Consider the following 17,556-nt stretch of genomic DNA (forward strand, 5'->3'; position numbering starts at 1 on the left):
GGTGGTGGCGTGGAGGGTGAGGGGGGCGGTGGGGCCGTCGGTGTTGTTGAGGGTGTTGTGGATGCGGCCGTAGGTGGTGGCGGCGTCGAGGGTGGCGGAGGTTCCGCGGGCGGCGCCGATGGACAGGTCGCCGGCCTCGGTGCGCAGGGTGAGCGTGCCGCGGGTGGCTTCAGTGATGCGGATGTCGCCCTTCTGGGTGCTGATGTCGGCGGAGCCGGTCAGGCGGCCGACGCAAATGTCGCCGGCGAGGAGGGTGAGGCGGGCGCCCGCGGTTTCGTCGAGCTTGATGGCGCCCTGTGCGGCTTCGAGGGTGACCTCGCCGAGGCGTCCGACGCCGCGCAGTTCACCGGCGGCGGTCTTGGCTTCGACGCGGGAGCCGGCGGGCAGCTGGACGGTGACCTCGACCGATCCGCTGTGGCCCAGGATCCGGTTCTTCGCCGGCGCGGCCTCGATCCGCAGCACACCGTCCGCGTAGGCGACCGTGGTCTGCTCCGCCGCTTTCACGTCCCGGCCGCTCCCCGCGTTCGCCGGCCGCACCTCCACCGTCGTGTCCGCCCGGTCCGCCGCGATGAACTGGATGCGCCCCGCCGGGACGTCCAGGACGACGGAAACCGGGGCCGGGGTGTCGAACTTCTGCATGACGCTCTCCTGCTGCTGGTTGTTTCTGACATCGCAAACGCTACGTTGCCTTCACTGACGCAGCAACATATTCGTTGCGTAGAAAGTACATTGACGCAGCTCACAGCCATGAAATCGTTGCAACGTTCGTAAATTCAACGCAACGCACCTCTCCCACTCGTTGCATTGGATGGGAAGTAAACGCTATGATGGGGCATCAGAAGACGAGGAAGACGTACGAAGGGAGCTCGCGATGCCGGGAGGCAGGCTCACCCAGCAGGAACGCCAGCAGATCGCACTTGGCCTGGCCGACGGCCTCGCCTACGCGGAGATCGGCAGACGCCTCGACCGGCCCACCTCGACGGTCACGCGTGAGGTGATGCGCAACGGCGGCCCCACCGCCTACCGCGCCGACCTGGCCCACCGCGCCACCGAACAGCGCGCCCACCGCCGCAAGCAGGCCGCACCCCGAGGACCGCAGGCGGCGGCGCCCCCGCACGCCCACGGACGGGACCCCGAGGCGGTACGCGCGTACGAGGAGGTGTTCACCACCCTCCTCATGCAATCGGGCCTGCCCAAGATGATGTCGCGGGTGCTGACGTGCCTCTACACGACCGACGCGGGCAGCCTCACCGCGTCCGAGCTCGCCCAGCGCCTCCAGGTCAGCCCGGCGTCCATCTCCAAATCGATCACGTTCCTCGAGAGCCGCGACCTCATCCGCCGGGAACGTGACGAACGCCGCCGCGAGCGCTACGTCGTCGACGACGAGCTCTGGTACCAGTCGATGGTCGCCAGCGCCCGGGCCAACGCCCAACTCGCCGAAACCGCACGGCAGGGCGTCAGCATCCTCGGCCCCGACACCCCGGCCGCCGCCCGCCTCGAGGGCATCGCCCGCTTCGTCGACTTCGTCGGCGAAAGCATCACCCGCGCCGCGGAACAGGCCCGCGAGATCCTCTACACGAAACCCGCAACTCCCGCCGACGACACCCCTGACACCCCTGAGGCCCCTGAGGCCCCTGAGGCCCCCTGACGCCCCGCACCCCGGCCCTGAAAAGCCGGAAGGCCCGTGACGCCATCGGCATCACGGGCCTCACGGGCCTCCCGGTTACGGGTCTCTCCGGTTACGGGCCACCCGGCCCGCCCGGTCAGGCGAAGTAGCCGAACACGTCGACGATCACCTGGGCGGAGCCCCAGCCCAGGTTGGCGATCTCCACCTTGCCGTCGGCGCCCACCGGCACCGTCACCAGGTTCGCCACGGTGCTGCCCGCCGTCCAGTTGAGGTTGGACGAGTCAGGACGGGCGGTGCCCGACGGCCAGACGGTCAGGTGCCCGTCGGACTTCGGATCGGTCACCGTCACGTTCACCACGACCGCCCTGGCACCGCCCAGTTCCGGGCTGCCGGAGAGGTCGAGCACGGTGCTCGCCCGCGCCGGCACCACGCCCGTCGACCGGGTGTCGAGTACGCGCTTCGGACCGGCGGAGTGGAAGGTGGCACCGGCCTGCTCACCGGAGTAGTAGCCGAACACGTCGGCGATCAGGTGCGCGGAGCCCCAGCTCGCGTTGAACAGCTTCACCGCACCGTCCGCGCCGACCGGCACCACCACGTGGTTGGGCACGGTCCGGCCCGCCGCCCAATTGAGGCTCGACGAGTTCGGCCGCTCGCCGCCCGACGGCCACACCGTCAGGTGCCCGGCGTCCTTCGCGTCCGTCACCGTCACGTTCAGCACCACGGCCTTGACACCGCTCTGCGGCACACCGCCACGCCCCGCGACCTGCAACGTCACCTCCCCGCGGGCCGGCACCGCAGTGGTGCCCGGCCGGCCCACCCCCGCCCGCGAGTCCAGCAGGCGCGCCGGGCCCGCCGCGGTGAACGTGCTGCCGCCGGCGTCCGCCGAGTAGTAGCCGGAGACGTCGGCGATCAGATGGACGGTGCCCCAGCCCGCGTTGCGCAGGTTCACCTTGCCGTCCGCACCCACCGGTACCACGACCTGGTTCGCCACGGTGCGCCCGGCCGTCCAGTTCAGGTTGGAGGAGTCCGGCCGGGTGGTGCCCGACGGCCAGACGGTCAGGTGGCCGTCGGACTTCGCGTCGGTCGCCGTCACGTTCAGCACGGCGGCCTTCACACCGGACTGCGGCACCCCCGCCCGCCCCGCGACCTGCAGCGACACCTCGCCGCCGGCCGCCACCGGATCCGTCCCCGTACGGCCGAGGGCCTCACGGGTGTCCAGCAGCCGCGCCGGCGACAGCGCGGTGAAGCGGTCCCCGGGCTGCGGGGCCGCGATGCCGTTGTTCACGACGTGGATGCGCTGCCCGTCGGCATCGGTCCAGACGATGTTCGCGCCGGTGCGGTCGACGGCCCAGGACCGGTTCGGCCGGCGGAAGCCCTTCCACTCCTCGCCCTGGGCGAGCGTGCGGACCTGCACGGTGTTCTCGCCGCCCGAGACCCTGATCCCGTTGTGGAAGTCGAGCAGCAGCAGCCGCCCGGTGGCCTTGTCCTGGCGCACCAGATAGCCGTCACCGAGCAGCGACTCCCGCCCCCAGGTCACGTCGGACCAGCCGACGGTCTGCACCGGCACCGACAGCGTATGGCGGGTCACCGTGTCGTACACCCCGCTCGTGCGCACCGTGCCCTGGTCGTCCTGGCAGCCCCAGCTGACGAAGCGCCCGACGGCCTCCAGCAGTGTGGCCGGGCACGGCGTGGTGAAGGTGCCGCGGTCCATCTCGCCCCGTATGTCGGTGGCGTAGACGGTGGTGTCGCCCTGCCTGGAGGTCCACAGCGTGTCACCTTGCACGGCGACGCCGGTCGCCTTCGTCTGGAACACCTGGGCACGCGCGTCGAGATCGCCGACGATCACCTGGTGGTTGGACGTCCAGTTGCCGTACGCGGTCTGCGCGAGGACCACGTAGCGGCCCGCGGCGTCCGCGGTCTGCAGCCCGTTCAGGTCACCGACGGGTATGCTGCCGGCCCAGTCCCGGCTGGCGGCCTTGCGGATGGCGGCCACCTTCCTGATGACCGGTTCGTGTTCCAGGTAGCGGCCGTCCCCGGTGGACCGGATGCCGACACAGCCCGCATTGTGGCTGAAGCAGTTGCTGATGGTGTGCGTGCCGTCGAGGTTCTCGAAGGTCTTGACCGGGGTGGCGTCGTTCGAGACCCGGTAGCTGCGGAACGCGCCGGTGATGTCGCCCGGCTGGAAGTGCACGGTGTCCGAGGCGGTCGTGAGCACCCCGCCGCCGATCGACAGCCCGAAGACGGTCGCGGGCGCCGGCGGGACCTCGACCAGCCGGCCGGCCAGCGGCTTGGCGGTGCCGTCCGAGGTGAGCCGGTGCACGGCGGTCTCCGGCTGGGTGCCGTACGCCGGTGCCGTCGGGCTGCCGACCGCGATGAGCGAGCCGTCCGGCGCGGGCAGCAACTGCGTGTCGGCCAGCTGCAGCAGGTACTCGAAGACGCCGGCGTTCGAGCCGATGCCGGTGAAGCTCAGCGGACGCCCCCGGTTGTCACCGGTGGTCCCCGCACCGGACTGCGTGGCGACCACCCAGCCACCGAGCAGCCGCAGTTCGCCCTCCGCCGGGTTGTGGGAGACGGAATCGGAACTCAGCACGGTGTGCGGCTGCGCCCGGTCCAGCACGTCCACCGTGCTCTGGCCGCTGGTGCGCAGCACCCTGCCCTTCGCCAGCCGGAAGGTGTGCGCGGCCGCGTACTCCGCCTCGTCCGGCAGCGCCGTGGTCTGCCCCGTCACGATGTCCACGAGGACGGAGTGGCTGAGGTCGTCCAGACGGTGGCGCAGGATCAGCGCGTTCTGGTCGCCGTCGTGCACCGAGGACTCGAGGACCGCCCCCGCCGGCAGCGCCACCTTGGTGCGGACCGTGGAGCCGCCGTCCAGCCGGTTCAGGTACCAGCCGGTGACGCTGGAGGCGCTGCCCTCGAAGGTCACCACGGTGCGCCCGTACGTCGCGTAGTAGCTCTGCCCGGCCGGGATCTCCACGCTGCCCAGCGCGACGGGCCGGGCGGTGGCCAGGTCGTACAGGTGGACCCTGGCAGGCGCCCCCGCCGTCGCCTCCCGCGGGACCGCCACGGTGTCGGAGGAGGTTCCGTAGCGGTGGTCGGGGGTCCCCCGGTAGCCCCGCGACGGCTCGCCCTCCTCCAGACCCGCACTGATCGGGGCGGGCAGCCGCAACCCGGTGTCGGTGGTGGCACCGGTGTCGTACCGGGTCCACAGCAACTGGTCGCTGCCCTCGCGGGCGTGCAGCAGGCCGGTGTCGCCGGCCACGAAGAGCTGGTCCCGGGCCGGAAGGCCGCGCGGGGCCGCGGGGAGCACCAGCTCCCCGGCGCTGCCGGCGCTGCCGGCGGCCGGGGCGGCGAACGCCTCCGGCAGGGCCGCGGTCAGCGACGCGGCACCGGTCACCAGGGCCAGCGCGGCGGCTCCCAGCCCTCGGCGCAGCCGAGAAGAACGTCGTACGGTCGGGTCCACAACCACCCTCTCATGGGCGAGCACGGGAGGAAGGGCACACCGCGGAGCCGGCCCCGTGCAGCCACTCACGCGGGCAGGTCGGCCTGGCTCTTCGTACGCGGTCCCCCTCCGAACGTGACGGAGCATAACAACGGCGATCACCCGCTCGTACAGCAGTTCCCCGCGCGGTGCGCAAACCCTTCGTGCCGGAACCCCGACCGCCCCACAGAACCGGCCTGGAGCGGGCGGGTCGCCGAGGTGGTCGGGCTCTCCACGGCACGCGACCCCGGCAGGCCGGCCGCGTACGAGGCACACGACCCGGGCGCTCAGGTCTGGCACTGCCTCGTGGAGGCCGGAGACCAGCCGCTCCAGGCAGCGCCGTCGGCCCGCGCATGCACCCGGATCTCAACCTTCACGGGACCGCACACCGATGCAGCCATGGACGGCCACCCGGCCGGTCGACGTACCCCCGCCACAAGCGACCGCCGCAGCATGGGCGTTGGCCGGGACGGTCAGCAAGGCCAGCGCGGCCGCGCCCAGCATCGTTCCGATACGCCTCACATACACGTCGTTCCACACCCTCCGCCGAACCGGTCTTCTCCGAACAGACCATGGCCCGCCCCGTTTCCGCGCCGGACAGGTCACCCTCGGGTTTTTCGCCCGAACGAGTGCGGGTACGGGGTGCAGGCGACCGGCGGCGGCGCGCGGAGCGCTCGAACGGATAACGGCTTGCCTCCCGGCGCCGGCGGTGGATGCAATGTCCGGCACGGCCACCCGGGTGCGCCCGCCCCGGCGCGCCCGCAAGCGAAGAATCGTCACAGGGGAGACGCCTGCGCATGACTACGCCACCATCGCCGCTCACCGCAGCGCGGACTGACGGGCCGTCCGTCCGGATCGGCGCTCTCGTCCCGCTCACCCGGCCCGGCTGGGTCGAGGCGGGCCGGCACCTGCTCGCCGGACTGGAACTGGCCGTACGCGAACTCAACGAATCCGGCGGGATCGCCGGAAGACCACTCGAGCTCGTGGTCCGGGACACCGCCGCCGATCCGCAGCGGGCGCAGGCGGCCGTGGACGAACTCGCCGCCCTGGGCGTGGCAGCCCTGGCGGGGGAGTACCACAGCGTCGTCGCCCGCGCCGCCGCCGCCAGGGCCGACGCCCTCGGCCTGCCGTTCCTCTGCTCGTCAGCGGTTCTCGACGCGCTCACCGAACAGCCCACGCAATGGGTCGCGCGGCTCTCCCCGCCGCAGTCCCGCGGCTGGCAGACGTACGCGGACTTCCTCCTCGGCGCGGGCCACAGCCGCATCGCCGTAGCCACCCAGCCCAGCGTCTACTGGGCAGCCGGAACCCGCATCCTGCGCGACCACCTGACTCCCCGCGGCGGCACCGTCATCGAACTCGACACGAGCGCGCTCACCCCCGCGGCCGTGTGCGACGCACTCGTCCACCACCGGGCGACAGCCCTCCTCCTCCTGGTCGGCCAACCGGAGCCGGCCGTGTCGATCGTCAAGGCCGTCCGCGGCGACGAGCGCCTCGCCGGAATCCTGACGGGTGCTCCGGCCGGGCAGCCGGAGTTCGCCGAATGGGCGGCGCTGCTGGGCGACGACGGCGCCGCGATCCCCTTCCTGCGCTACCTGCCCGAGCGCCTGAGCCCACTCGGCGTACGCGTCGAGACGGCCCTGCGCGAGCAGCTCGCCGAAGCGCCCTCCTTCGTCGCCTTCGAGGGCTACGACACGATCGCCGTCCTCGCCGACGTGCTGCGTTCGCACGGCGCGGACCGGGCGAGCATGGCCGACTCCTGGCCGCGCGTGAGCGTCGACGGCACCCGCGGGCAGATCCGGTTCTCCCGCATGCCGGGCATCAGCGTGTGGCAGTCGGCCCGGCCGCCGATCCAGGTCGCCGACCGGGATCCGGCGCGACCCGACCGTTTCCGTATCCTCCACACCGGCTGAGCCGGCACCGACGCCCCGACCGCCGCCCCTCCGGCAGGTTGGTCCGACTGGTCGGATCTGCCGGTGGGTCGGCGCGGGACGCTCCGGGCGGCGGCACGGCCGAGGATATGTATGCGTGGTCGGACCTTCCATGAGCATCACACCTCAGGAGCCACGCGATGCGCCCCATCAGAGCAGCCTCTTTCGGCACGGCTACTGCGCTGGTCAGCCTCCTCCTCTGCGCCCCCGTCGCGGCCGTCGCGGCGGACACCGATTCCGGCCCCAAGGACAGGGACCGGGTCATCACACTCACCGGCCGGCTCGCGGAGCAGACGCGCTTCCCCGTGAACCCGGGCGGCGCCCCCGCCCAGGGTGACCGGACCGTCTTCCGCTCGATCCTCTTCAACAAGGCCGGCAAGGAGGTCGGCGAGACCCACGGCACCTGCACCACCACCCGGGTCGAGAACGGCGGAGCGGAGGTGTGCGTCGTGACCTACACCCTCCCGGGCGGCCAGCTCTCCGTGCAGGGCATGGTCTTCGGCCACCTCAACCCGGGCCCGCCCCCGTCGTTCGACAACGGGATCACGGGCGGCACCGGGGAATTCGACCGGGCCCGTGGCTCGGTCCACGCCGAAACGATCGCTCCGGGCACGAGGCGCTTCACGATCGACCTCGAACCCTGACCAACGGCCGATACGCCGACGGCGCCGCCCGCGCTCCCGTCAGCGCGGGGCGGCGCCGTCGTCCGCCCGTCCGGCCGCGTCGCCCACGGCCGTGGGCCACGGAACACACGCACGCCCTCTACGACAACGACGACAACGACCCCGGCGCCGCCGCCCGTCTGCACGACACGGACAAGGCATGGCACGCCCTCGACTTCCTTCTGGCCCGGCGCGGATTCCCCGTGGACGTGGTGTTCGGCGAGGCGGACATGCCATGGCCGGAGGGCCACGACTGGGGCTACGGCCCGCCCCGCCTGCTGACCGCCGACCGCGTGCGCGACGCTGCCGAAGCCCTCGAGGCCCACACGCCCGACGTACTGACCGCCGGCGTCACCCCGGCCGAACTGGCGGCCGCGAACGTCTACCCGCAGATCGTCTGGGAGCGCGGCGAGGAACCCCCACGGCTGGGTGTTCCCAGCGGAGGGTGCCCACCTGGCTGCTTCGAGCAGCAGCACTGCACGTCACCATCAGCCATTTCCGGTCGCCCGGCGGGCCAGGCTGGCCATGGGGGAGCGGAAGGTCCAGCCCAGAGCCTCGTACAGGGCCCTGCCGTCGGGCGTGCCCACCAGTACCCCGTCTCGCGCCCCCGCCTCCCACGCGGCGTTCTGCAGCGTGCGCATCACCAGGGCGCCCAACCCCCGGCGCCGCTGGTCCGGGGCGGTCTCGATCTGGTCGGCCACCGCGGTGCGGCCGGCGAGGCCCACCTGGCCCCTCGCGGCCAGCCGCCCGTCCCCGGCGCGCACCAGGACCTTGATCACTCCGCCCCGGCACCAGGACGTCACGGTGTACCCGGCCGGCGGCGGCCCGGCCGGCGCCGGGGTGAGCGGCAGGGTCATCAGGAAGCCCGCGACGCCCGCCTCCCACTCGTCCCCCACCCAAGGCCGCACCACCTCGTCCGGTGCGAAGAGCTTGAGCCAGGTGGCCGGCGGAGCAGTGGCGGCCAGCGTGCGGACGTCGCCCTCCACCGGCACGGGCACCACATGCCGGGCCACCTCCTTCGACAGCCCCACGGCGATGGTCCACCCCCACGGCTCCCCGACCGGCTCGGCCGCACCCCGCGAGACGACCCACCCGTCGATCCACTGCTTCACCCAACCGGTGAGCTGCACCTCGTCCATGGTTCCCCCTTCACGCATGAGCTACATGTAATAACTGCCTCCCGGTAGGGATCGTTACATCATCAGCGCAGGTCCCATCGGGTCAAGCCCTTTCACCGCAGGGCGATCTCGGCATCTTCTGTGACCGATGAGTTTCCCGTGCCGCGCCGGTCTGTCCGCGTGAGACCGACTTACGAAAGGCTGGCGCCATGCGGAAACTGATCTACGGCATGAACCTGACCCTGGACGGTTACATCGCCGCGCCCGGCGACGACATCGGCTGGAGCGTGCCGAGCGACGAGCTGTTCCAGTTTTGGTCCGACCAGTTGCAGGCGGCCGACCTGTCGCTGTACGGGCGCAGGCTGTGGCAGACGATGAGCTCCTACTGGCCGACCGGCGACCAACAGCCCAACGCCACCCCGGCGGAGATCGAGTTCGCGCGCCGCTGGCGGGACATGTCGAAGGTGGTGTTCTCCTCGACGATCGACAAGGTCGACTGGAACACCCGCCTGGTCAGCGGCGACGCGGTCGCCGAGATCACCCGGCTCAAGGCCGAGGACGGCGGCCCGATGGACATCGGCGGCGCGACGCTCGCCGGGGCGGCCATGCGGGCCGGGCTGATTGACGAGTACGTGCTGGCCACCGCGCCGGTCCTGGTGGGCGGCGGCACGCCGTTCTTCACCGCGCTGGACAGCTGGGGGAACCTGAACCTGGTGGAGACGCGCACGCTTCCCTGCGGCGTGATCCTGACCAGGTACGAGACGAGGCGCTGAACGCCCGTCACGCAACTCGACCGCCTGCCGGGCATGTGCCTTGTGGACGGCGACCCGAGGGTGTGCTGTTCGACGCGGACGGCTTCTGGTACCCCGACTGGAGCCCGAGACCCCCGGGGACATCCGAGGCGCTGCGGATCGCGCGGTCCGAGTGGGCGGCCGTTCCACAGCTGGTCCCCGTCTACAGCCACCGCTACCTGCCCGGCACGGCGGGCGAATGCGGCCACCCCGTACTGTCCGCCACCAGACCGACATCATCGTCTACGGGAACGACCTCGCCGACTACATACGAACCGAGTTCACCGGCCGGGCCGGCAGCCTCCCCGCCCACGCGACCGTCGACTCCTGGTCGTACTTCGTCCACGGCGGTTCCGGCACCGAAGTCGCCGCTCCCACCCCGTACGCCCCCTACGCCGTCAGCGCGCAGGAGGCTGTCGAGTGTCTGCGAATGCTGGCACTGGAGCGCCTGATCGGCCGACAGCACTACCCGCACCAGCTCTTACAGCACTGGTCCTCGAAGTCGAATCGGAGTCGGAGGCGGCACGCTGGGACCTCGTGCGCTGGTGGCTCCGGCTGATCGTGAACGGGAGCCTGGCCGCGGGGCCGGCGGTGACGTGACCACGTACGAGGGCTGGGGCGCACTGGCCCGGCCTCGGTCGCTTCGGCCGCTGGTCGACACGGTCGATGCGTACAACGACTGGGAGGCGGTCCGGCACGGCACACGCGAGCAGCTGGCCGGAGCGATCGTCACCGAGGCCGAGCGTCTGCTCGCCGGTCCCCGGCCCCCGCTGGACTGATCTCCCAGAGAGTCCGGCTTTTTGGATGCGGTGCTTGGCGACGATGAAGTCGGCTTCGCCGGCGCGGATGCCCTCGCCTTCAGCCGGACGGTGGCGGAGCCGGTGTCCGCGTTCTTCGCGGGGCGGCCGGAAGGAGACGTCCACGAAGAACGCCAGGAGTGGCTGCCGGGCCGTCAAGGAAGTAAGACCCGGGCGCTCCCTGCGCGCGGACGGGTGTCCACGGAGGCTTTGCGGCCGACACCGCTGCGTCGCCCCCCGGCTGGCCTTTCCGGCTACCTGGCTACCGGGCAATTCATGAAGTTATCGAACAAATCCAGGACATCGCCCTCGCTCCAGTGTGTCGGGTTCCTCCGGAGATGGTCGAACCTGTTGAAGAGGTGTTCCCACTCGGAGAAATCGGCTCCCGTTGTCGCGGAAGGGAGATCGAGCCCGGCATTTGACTGAAGCTCGCGCAGATATGCCACAATCTGGCGGGTGTCGGTCATGCCCAGCACTGCAGCATAGAGCGGCCTCGCAAGTACTGCCTGCTGAGCCGTATCAAAGCCGTGGTAGTTGTCTATGACGTCGTATGCGGCTTGACCGACCAGCCCTCTGCTCTGGATGTCATTGATTTGCGGTGTCAGGTGATGGGACAGCATGCCGATTGCACTGTTGTCCGGGCCGTCGCCAGGCCAAAGATTATTGATGTTGTTGTTCATCGTATTCAGCATGGCCTGTACGCTGCTTACATCCTGAAGCTGGATGTGGTTGGCCGCGTTCCCGCTGTGTGCGGTCCACCAGCCGGCCAACGCATCCTTCATGAGGGCGTGATCGATCACATGTCGCCGATGCTGGCCCGGTTGCAGGGGAATAGCGCGCGTGGTGGTGGATGAAAAATCAGAACGCTTGAGCATGCGCTGAACCGGGAGCCCATGGCCATGCATCTCCGAACCGGGAGGGTGACTGACTGACGGGCTGCGGTGCGGCTCATCCGTTCTCTGAACCGCGCCCTCGGAAGGTGCCTGCTGCATCACACGCGTCGCATTGGCCTCGGCTTCCCGCTCGAAGTGGTCCATGGGGTCACTCACACTAAGCCCATTTCCCCCATCTGTCCCGGTGACCGGTCCTTTTCGCTGCTGAATGACATGTGTCAGCTCATGAGCGAGGGTGTGCTTGTCATCGCCCCCTTCCCCGATCACCACATGATGGCCGGAGGTATAGGCGCGGGCGCCTATTTCAGCGGCCGAGGCCTTCGCGGCCGCGTCGTCGTGGATGCGGACATCGGAGAAATCGGCGCCGAGCCGGGCTTCCATGTCGGCACGGGTGGCGCTGTCCAGCGGCTGGCCGGCCGCGCGCAACACATCCTGGACGGCCGCGCGTTGCACGGGGACCTGTTCGGCCTGTTGGTGACCGCAGCCGGCACCGTGCTGGTGCCGGTCCTGGGCAGGCAGGTGGCCGGCGGCCCGCAGCATCTGGACGACAGCCGCGTTCCCGACACTGCTCTGCAGGGCAAGGAGCCCGGCGAGCGGCCCTGCGCCGGCACCCGCAGGCTTGCGGGCCCGGGCCGGCCTGTTCTCCACGCCGGTCCTCTCAGCGCCTTCCTGACTGTGCATGACAACCTCTTCTACCAAGAATCCAAGAAATGTGGCTCTCCCTGGATACCCGGGCCGCGGCTCCGGCTCCAGGTATCAAAGGGCACAGTTGACGGACCGAACGGGCGTCAGCGGGTACGGACCCTCTGAGGTGAAGGTCCGTCAACACCGACGGATGCATGTCGGCCCCATTGACGTCTGAAAGCTCGTGGCTGAAGAGACTGGGCCGCCCGCCCGCGACCCCACCGACGGTCGTGCAGACGACCTCGCCAGGGTGGTGCGCCGGCAAGGGCCGCCACCACAGCGTCATCATCGACACAGAGCTCACCGGCGCGCGCTCATCGAGATGGACGTCTCGGGGATGGCAGACCGTCTTGCCGGACGGCGTCGAGCCATTCAGGCAGGCCTGCCAGGACCGTCCTACTAGCCCTAATCCACAAGCCCAACAGACGGGCCCACCACTCCCGAGGCCGGTGTTCACGCGGTGTCGGTGGCAGCGGAGAGGATGCAGAATTTCGGCTACCAGCTGAGCACCCGCCACAGCCCCGACGGAAAGCCCACCGCCACCGCCGTGTTCGGACAGGCGGTGCCGGGCGGCAGCCCGTCGGCCATACCGGAGGGCGACGTGACGACCCTGGCCGTCCTCCCCGACGGCGCGGTCGCCGTCAGCTCCAAGCCCGGCAGCACCCACCTCCTGAATCACTCAGCTCTTGCAGGCTCGAATCCATGACGGTGTATCCCGGTGGAGCAGTGAACAGGTCGATGTGTCCCGGCAGTCCTGTGGCCCCGTCTCGACGCACCCTCCATCCCCGGGACGGCTGCCCTGCCTTGAGTACACCGACAGGCTGCCGAACTCCGTGTCGGGACACCGAGCCACCAGCAACCGGATCCCTCTGCCTTCGGTGCGCTCCACAGCCAAGACAGGCTGGCTCGCCGGACTGCATCCCACGGCCGCCCCCTGTGTCATCAGAATGGCCCCCAGCAGTGGCCACAGCCTTCGCCCCCCACCTGTCTACATACGAGTGACCGACGCCCTCTCATCTCTCATGACCGCAGCCAGGTTCGCCTCGACCTCGTAACCGGTCCTGTCGGAGGGGTCGCCGGTCGTCCAATAGGACTTGTCGGACTCCCATGTGAATACATGCCGACGAAGGTCTCACCCTCGAGGTGCCTTGCCCACTGGGCCAAGCGCACCGCACGTGTCGCTCGATGTCCTGCCCGAGAAGATCGCGAGCCGATCTTTGCGTGCGCACGGTGTCCAGGCTTCCGAGCCGGTTTCCGTTGTGCGGAATCTGTGTCCACGGAGACGTTCAGGCCAGCGCTGCACGCTCGTCCCGCCGCAGGGCCTTCCCGGCTGTTGCACCCCCCAGTTCGTGGACGGTCGCTGGGACGGGCTGTTTTCTAGCCTGGCTGCATGACGCGAACACCCCCGAGTGAAGCCGATCGGCAGCTCCTGGAGGCCTGTCGGGAGCAGGGATTCCCGCTGAAGGCGTCCCGTCTCGCCGCCTGGCGGAAGCACGGCCTGGTGCCTGAACCGACGCCCCTCTACCTCGGCGGTCGCCGCGGGTCGCGGCGGGTCTACCCGCCGGAGACCGCGGTGCAAGTGCTGTGCCTGGCCGCCTGCGACCAGCTCCACCCGCGCATGTCCCCGTCCGATCTCCTCCTCCTGGCCTTCTTCGCCGAAGTGCCGCTGCCCTTCGTACCGACCGAGGCCCTGAAGCTCGCGCTGGCCGAGGTGTACTTCGGCTCGCGGGCGGTGTGGCGGGATGAGCAGCAGGCGGCGTTCGACGCGGTGGCCGCCGAGTGGCGGGACGAGCTTCCGGCCGATTTCAACTGGGCACAGACCGAAGCCGCCCTGGAGATGCGGCAGGACGCGGAGCACGTACGGCAGATGCGGGCGAACCTCAGGCGGCTCCCGGACCTGGCAGGGGCCACGCGTGATGAGCTCGATGCCCGAGTGGACGGGGTACTCACGTCCCTCAACCGTGACTGCCTTCCGGAGGAAGACGCGTCGGCCATGGCAGACCTCAAAGCGGCCATGGCCTTCGGCGGACCGCCCGCCCAGTCGCGCGCCGCATGGATGCATGCGGCGATCTGCCACGCGGAGCAGCTCTCGGTCCGGCAGGAGACCAACGCCGAGGAACGGTTCGACGCGCTGATGGGGCTCACGAACGCCGAGCTGCTGCACTTCCGGGAGCTCGTGCTCGAAGACCTCAGCGCCATGTACACCGTGGCCTCCGAGGGGCGGTTTCGGCGTTACGAGGTGCGTGCTCCGCGGCAGGCGCGCATGGCCGGGGCGATGCTCGTGGAGTGGAACAGCGTTCGGTGGTCGGTCGAGCCGGGGTCCCGTCCGGCACAGCGCGCACGGGAGGCCCTGTACAGCCTGTGGTCCATCTGCTCACACGTGGGCGGGGCCGGCGAGGGCCGAGCGGCCTTCGCAGCCCGCACATCAGGTGTTAAGCCCCTTGCGTAGTTGGAGTGGATGTCCCCGTAGGGATATGGCTGCTTCTCGGTCAGCAGAGTGAGTGAACAGACCTTGGTTCGCCTGCTGGGCTGGCTGTGTAAGTGAAGTTGCCCTGTGAGTACTCCCAGTACTCACAGGACTCAGCGGTCATCTTCCCCGTACCTTTGCGACAACGAGCCGCCCGACGGGCGTACTTCAAGGGGAGCAGCAGCATGGGAAGTAGCCTTACGCCGCAGTACGACGACGACCCCCAGATCACTCGGGCGCGCATCGCGGAGCTGGCCGATGTGACGCGGCCGACCGTCACCATGTGGGAGCGGCGCTCTCCCGACTTTCCCTCGCCGAGGAAGGCAGGAGGGACGGCCTACTTCCGCCAGTCGGATGTGCTGCGCTGGCTCGACGACCGCAGGGTCCCGCTCCACCTGCGCAGGCAGGGGGAGGGGGACGACGCGACCTATGGCCACCGGGCCCGGGGTTCGCTCGCCCCGGCCGAGACGGAAACCCGGCAGCTCGTCCTCGACATCGCCGAGCTCCCCGACCGGCCGCCGCCGTCGGCAGCGGCGCAGGAGCCGAGCGAGTCGGCGAACCGGTACCTGGTGCACGCGCTGATGGGGCCGTTGGCCGATCAGGCGCGTGGTCCGGGATCGATGGTGAACTACCTGCACCTTCTCCTCGGGCTCCACTACCTGCGGACCGCATCCGGCGGACGCTGGGGCGAGCTCCGGGCCAGGGCGGCGGCGATCGACGCCGCCGGGGGCGCCGGGAGCGAGCTGCTCGAGTACATCGGCCGGGAGGTGGACGCCGAGGTCAAGCGCCTCGGAATGCTGCCCCACTTCACGGAGTCGCTGACCGACCTCATTCCTCGGAACGTACGCGTCCTGGCTGAGGTCATGAGGCTGGTGGCCAAGCTCGACGGCAATGCCTTCGAGCTGATCATCGAGGAGTACGAGGCATACGGACGCTTGCGCAGCCGTGAGTTCTTCACACCGAAGGGCGTGGTCGGGCTGATGGCGGGCCTCGCGGGCAGCTCCTGCCGCCGCATGCCCCGCACCGCCTACGATCCGTACGTTCGCGGCGGAGAGGGCCTGGTGGAGGCATTCGCGTTCGTCGAGGGGCTGCGCAGGCAGCAGCCCGACAGCCAACCGCTCAAGGTGTTCGGGCAAACGACCGTCCAAGCAGCTGGGCTCCTCGCGTCCCTCAACCTGGCCCTGCACGGCGTCCAGGCCGGGGTACGCCTGGAGCGCCGGGAACCGTGGGCCAGCGGCCTGGAAACAGCCGGCCGGGCCGACATCGTCCTCACCAATCCGCCGTTCAACATGAAGAACTCGGCAGGGCAGGCGCGCCGTACGGGGCCTTGGCCGTACGGCGCACCACCGCTGGACAACGACAACTTCGCCTACGTCCAGCACGTACTGACCGCCCTCCGGGAGGGCGGCCGGGCCGCAATGGTGATGCCCACCAAGGCCGGCAATTCGGACAGCGCCGCCGAGACCGCCATCCGCAAGGCCATGGTGAGGGCGGGGGTCGTGGAGTGCGTCATCGCGCTGCCCGCCCGGCTGTTCAGTGGCACCGCGGTCCCCGTGTCCGTGTGGCTGCTACGCCACCCGGGCGAACCGTGCGACCAGGTGCTGTTCCTCGACGCGCGCCGGCTCGGCACCAGGGGGAAGGGGCCGCGCTCGGTCCTCGAGCAGGACGCAGCCCGTGCCCTTCTCGACACGTACTTGGCGCACGTTGCTTCGCAGCGGCGGCGCCGCGATCCCCTCAACGCGCCGCAGCCACCGGGGATCGATCCGGGGACCGTGCCGGGCGTGCCGAGTGCACTGGTGGGCCGTGAGGTGCTGCTCGATCACGTCTGCTCACTCAATCCCGTGGACCACGTCCGCCCGGCGGCGCGCGGCAACGAGCGAACACGCGAGCAGCAGCGCGGCCCCGGAGCGGCCTCGCCGCAGGAGCAGGCCCGGTCCGAGGTGACGGCGCTACGGGCGCGCAGTGCGGAGGCGGACGAGTACGCGGACGGCTTGCGCCATGGAACTCGGCCGGGGGAGATGCATGAAGCCGACTGGCGCACGGAGGACCTCTCCACCCTCTGTGAGATCAAGGCCGGCCCTTCGTTCACCCAGTTGGGTACGAAGGACCGCAGCGCCGCCGGCGACGTGCCGGTGGTGTTCCCCCGGCATCTGCGGGAAGGGCGCGTCACGGACACGGGGGACGAGCGCATCTCGTGGCAGCTGTCGCGTCGCCTCGCGCACTTCCAGCTCGAGGCCGGGGACATCGTGTGCGTACGGGCCGGCAAGACGGCCCCGCCGGCGATCGTAAGGGCCGAACAGGCGGGCTGGCTGCCCAGCGCGAACTTGACCCGGCTGCGTGTGCGCAAGGACGCCGGAGTCGATCCCGCCTACTTGCTCGCTTGGCTCAGCCGCCCGGAAGTGCTCGCTTGGGTCGAGGATCGGTCGGCGGCCACCGCGGCGTCGTCGATCAGTACCGGCACGCTCGGCCGCCTGGAGGTACGGCTGCCTCCGCTGCCCGAGCAGCGCCGCATCGCCGGGCTGCTGGCGGGCCTGGAAGAACAGGCCCGCGCGCACCGGGAACTCGCAGCAGCGGTCACCCGAGAGCGCGGCCTGCTGGCGGAATGGGCGATGAACCCGACGCCGACGCCCTCCTGAGCCTTCCGCTTCTGCTTCTCCTTCTGCCTGCTCCGCCGCATCCTATGAAAGGGACCCTTCCGTGACCGCCTCCGAAGACCCCACGACCACGCAACCCACGACCACCGCCCCTGATGTGCACGCGGAGTGCGTACAGCCGGTCTGGGCGCTCTGGCTGCTGAGCATGTTCCTCTTCGCCCTGGTCATCGCCCTGTCCGCAGGCCTGGTCGAAAGCCTCGCGGGCGGCGGCCTCCCCACGGTCGTCCGCTCCGGCGGCACCGGCTTCGCCACGGCGGTCGCACTGTGCCTGGCAGCAGTTCCTGCGGTCCGGGAGCTCAGGAAACGCCGATAGCCACGTTCCCGTCGTGGTCGCAACGTGGCATGACTCGGCCAGCGGCGTGAGCGGACCACACTCATATCCCGCTATGGCGCGATTGCCGGATTCGGCGAAAGTGCTCGAAAGTGCTGCGCTCGCCTCATAGAGTGCCAGGTCAGT

General features: G+C 70.3%; 14 protein-coding genes and 2 pseudogenes. 11 read left to right on the top strand and 5 right to left on the bottom strand.

Going from position 1 to position 17,556, the window contains the following annotated elements; all coding sequences use genetic code 11:
- Positions 1 to 639 (bottom strand): DUF4097 family beta strand repeat-containing protein (locus tag ACZ6I1_RS31545; RefSeq protein WP_469292319.1); only part of this gene is annotated, 639 nt, incomplete at its 3' end.
- 232 nt (positions 640 to 871) lie between these two features.
- Here ACZ6I1_RS31545 and ACZ6I1_RS31550 point away from each other — a divergent pair.
- Positions 872 to 1,648, top strand: a complete 777-nt coding sequence (locus tag ACZ6I1_RS31550; RefSeq protein ID WP_469292320.1) for a helix-turn-helix domain-containing protein — start codon at positions 872 to 874, stop codon at positions 1,646 to 1,648.
- A 115-nt stretch (positions 1,649 to 1,763) separates the two neighbouring features.
- On the opposite strand, the gene ACZ6I1_RS31555 is transcribed toward ACZ6I1_RS31550, so the two are convergent.
- Positions 1,764 to 5,111, bottom strand: coding sequence for a hypothetical protein (locus ACZ6I1_RS31555; protein ID WP_469292321.1), 3,348 nt, complete (start codon positions 5,109 to 5,111; stop codon positions 1,764 to 1,766).
- A 791-nt stretch (positions 5,112 to 5,902) separates the two neighbouring features.
- On the opposite strand from ACZ6I1_RS31555, the gene ACZ6I1_RS31560 reads away from it, so the two are divergent.
- From ACZ6I1_RS31560 to ACZ6I1_RS31570, 3 genes and pseudogenes are all read left to right on the top strand, one after another.
- Positions 5,903 to 7,015 (top strand): ABC transporter substrate-binding protein, encoded by a 1,113-nt coding sequence (locus ACZ6I1_RS31560; RefSeq protein ID WP_469292322.1) that lies wholly within the window; start codon positions 5,903 to 5,905, stop codon positions 7,013 to 7,015.
- A gap of 158 nt (positions 7,016 to 7,173) precedes the next feature.
- Positions 7,174 to 7,677: an allene oxide cyclase barrel-like domain-containing protein gene (locus ACZ6I1_RS31565; RefSeq protein ID WP_469292323.1), complete on the top strand. Its 504-nt coding sequence runs from the start codon at positions 7,174 to 7,176 to the stop codon at positions 7,675 to 7,677.
- Positions 7,674 to 8,048: pseudogene (locus ACZ6I1_RS31570) on the top strand (DUF1877 family protein); the annotation flags it as partial. The gene ACZ6I1_RS31565 and the pseudogene ACZ6I1_RS31570, both read left to right, overlap by 4 nt.
- Positions 8,049 to 8,114: 66 nt before the next feature.
- Here the strand turns inward: ACZ6I1_RS31570 and ACZ6I1_RS31575 are convergent.
- Positions 8,115 to 8,171 (bottom strand): annotated as a pseudogene (locus ACZ6I1_RS31575) (nitroreductase family protein); the annotation flags it as partial.
- A 12-nt stretch (positions 8,172 to 8,183) separates the two neighbouring features.
- Positions 8,184 to 8,834: a GNAT family N-acetyltransferase gene (locus tag ACZ6I1_RS31580; protein ID WP_469292324.1), complete on the bottom strand. Its 651-nt coding sequence runs from the start codon at positions 8,832 to 8,834 to the stop codon at positions 8,184 to 8,186.
- Between the two features lie 188 nt (positions 8,835 to 9,022).
- Here ACZ6I1_RS31580 and ACZ6I1_RS31585 point away from each other — a divergent pair, with 188 nt between their 5' ends.
- The 3 genes from ACZ6I1_RS31585 to ACZ6I1_RS31595 all read left to right on the top strand — a co-directional run bounded on the left by ACZ6I1_RS31585 (position 9,023) and on the right by ACZ6I1_RS31595 (position 10,383).
- On the top strand, positions 9,023 to 9,586 hold the full coding sequence (locus ACZ6I1_RS31585; RefSeq protein ID WP_469292325.1) for a dihydrofolate reductase family protein: 564 nt from the start codon (positions 9,023 to 9,025) through the stop codon (positions 9,584 to 9,586).
- 217 nt (positions 9,587 to 9,803) lie between these two features.
- On the top strand, positions 9,804 to 10,163 hold the full coding sequence (locus ACZ6I1_RS31590; RefSeq protein ID WP_469292326.1) for a hypothetical protein: 360 nt from the start codon (positions 9,804 to 9,806) through the stop codon (positions 10,161 to 10,163).
- A gap of 37 nt (positions 10,164 to 10,200) precedes the next feature.
- Positions 10,201 to 10,383 carry a hypothetical protein gene (locus ACZ6I1_RS31595; protein WP_469292327.1) on the top strand — a complete coding sequence of 61 codons (183 nt, stop codon included), beginning with the start codon at positions 10,201 to 10,203 and terminating at the stop codon, positions 10,381 to 10,383.
- A gap of 272 nt (positions 10,384 to 10,655) precedes the next feature.
- Here the strand turns inward: ACZ6I1_RS31595 and ACZ6I1_RS31600 are convergent, their stop codons facing one another.
- The gene (locus ACZ6I1_RS31600) at positions 10,656 to 11,975 is read right to left on the bottom strand and encodes an eCIS core domain-containing protein (RefSeq protein WP_469292328.1); all 1,320 of its coding nucleotides are present in this window, start codon (positions 11,973 to 11,975) and stop codon (positions 10,656 to 10,658) included.
- Positions 11,976 to 12,459: 484 nt separating this feature from the next.
- On the opposite strand from ACZ6I1_RS31600, the gene ACZ6I1_RS31605 reads away from it, so the two are divergent.
- The 4 genes from ACZ6I1_RS31605 (at position 12,460) to ACZ6I1_RS31620 (ending at position 17,412) form a co-directional block, all read left to right on the top strand.
- Positions 12,460 to 12,684, top strand: coding sequence for a hypothetical protein (locus ACZ6I1_RS31605; protein ID WP_469292329.1), 225 nt, complete (start codon positions 12,460 to 12,462; stop codon positions 12,682 to 12,684).
- A gap of 684 nt (positions 12,685 to 13,368) precedes the next feature.
- Positions 13,369 to 14,427, top strand: coding sequence for a hypothetical protein (locus ACZ6I1_RS31610; RefSeq protein WP_469292330.1), 1,059 nt, complete (start codon positions 13,369 to 13,371; stop codon positions 14,425 to 14,427).
- A 203-nt stretch (positions 14,428 to 14,630) separates the two neighbouring features.
- A complete protein-coding gene (locus tag ACZ6I1_RS31615) occupies positions 14,631 to 17,081 on the top strand; it encodes an N-6 DNA methylase (protein ID WP_469292331.1) in 2,451 nt (816 codons plus the stop codon).
- Between the two features lie 61 nt (positions 17,082 to 17,142).
- Positions 17,143 to 17,412, top strand: a complete 270-nt coding sequence (locus ACZ6I1_RS31620; RefSeq protein ID WP_469292332.1) for a hypothetical protein — start codon at positions 17,143 to 17,145, stop codon at positions 17,410 to 17,412.
- Positions 17,413 to 17,556: the final 144 nt, after the last annotated feature.

The sequence above is a fragment of the Streptomyces sp. NPDC046303 genome, assembly GCF_055588085.1.

Bases quoted from the DNA above. Each gene is read 5' to 3' on its own strand.
- ACZ6I1_RS31580 (WP_469292324.1), bottom strand. From the start codon at position 8,834: ATGGACGAGGTGCAGCTCACCGGTTGGGTGAAGCAGTGGATCGACGGG.
- ACZ6I1_RS31590 (WP_469292326.1), top strand. From the start codon at position 9,804: ATGCGGCCACCCCGTACTGTCCGCCACCAGACCGACATCATCGTCTAC.
- ACZ6I1_RS31550 (WP_469292320.1), top strand. From the start codon at position 872: ATGCCGGGAGGCAGGCTCACCCAGCAGGAACGCCAGCAGATCGCACTT.
- ACZ6I1_RS31605 (WP_469292329.1), top strand. From the start codon at position 12,460: ATGCAGAATTTCGGCTACCAGCTGAGCACCCGCCACAGCCCCGACGGA.
- ACZ6I1_RS31615 (WP_469292331.1), top strand. From the start codon at position 14,631: ATGGGAAGTAGCCTTACGCCGCAGTACGACGACGACCCCCAGATCACT.
- ACZ6I1_RS31565 (WP_469292323.1), top strand. From the start codon at position 7,174: ATGCGCCCCATCAGAGCAGCCTCTTTCGGCACGGCTACTGCGCTGGTC.
- ACZ6I1_RS31560 (WP_469292322.1), top strand. From the start codon at position 5,903: ATGACTACGCCACCATCGCCGCTCACCGCAGCGCGGACTGACGGGCCG.
- ACZ6I1_RS31585 (WP_469292325.1), top strand. From the start codon at position 9,023: ATGCGGAAACTGATCTACGGCATGAACCTGACCCTGGACGGTTACATC.
- ACZ6I1_RS31600 (WP_469292328.1), bottom strand. From the start codon at position 11,975: ATGCACAGTCAGGAAGGCGCTGAGAGGACCGGCGTGGAGAACAGGCCG.
- ACZ6I1_RS31610 (WP_469292330.1), top strand. From the start codon at position 13,369: ATGACGCGAACACCCCCGAGTGAAGCCGATCGGCAGCTCCTGGAGGCC.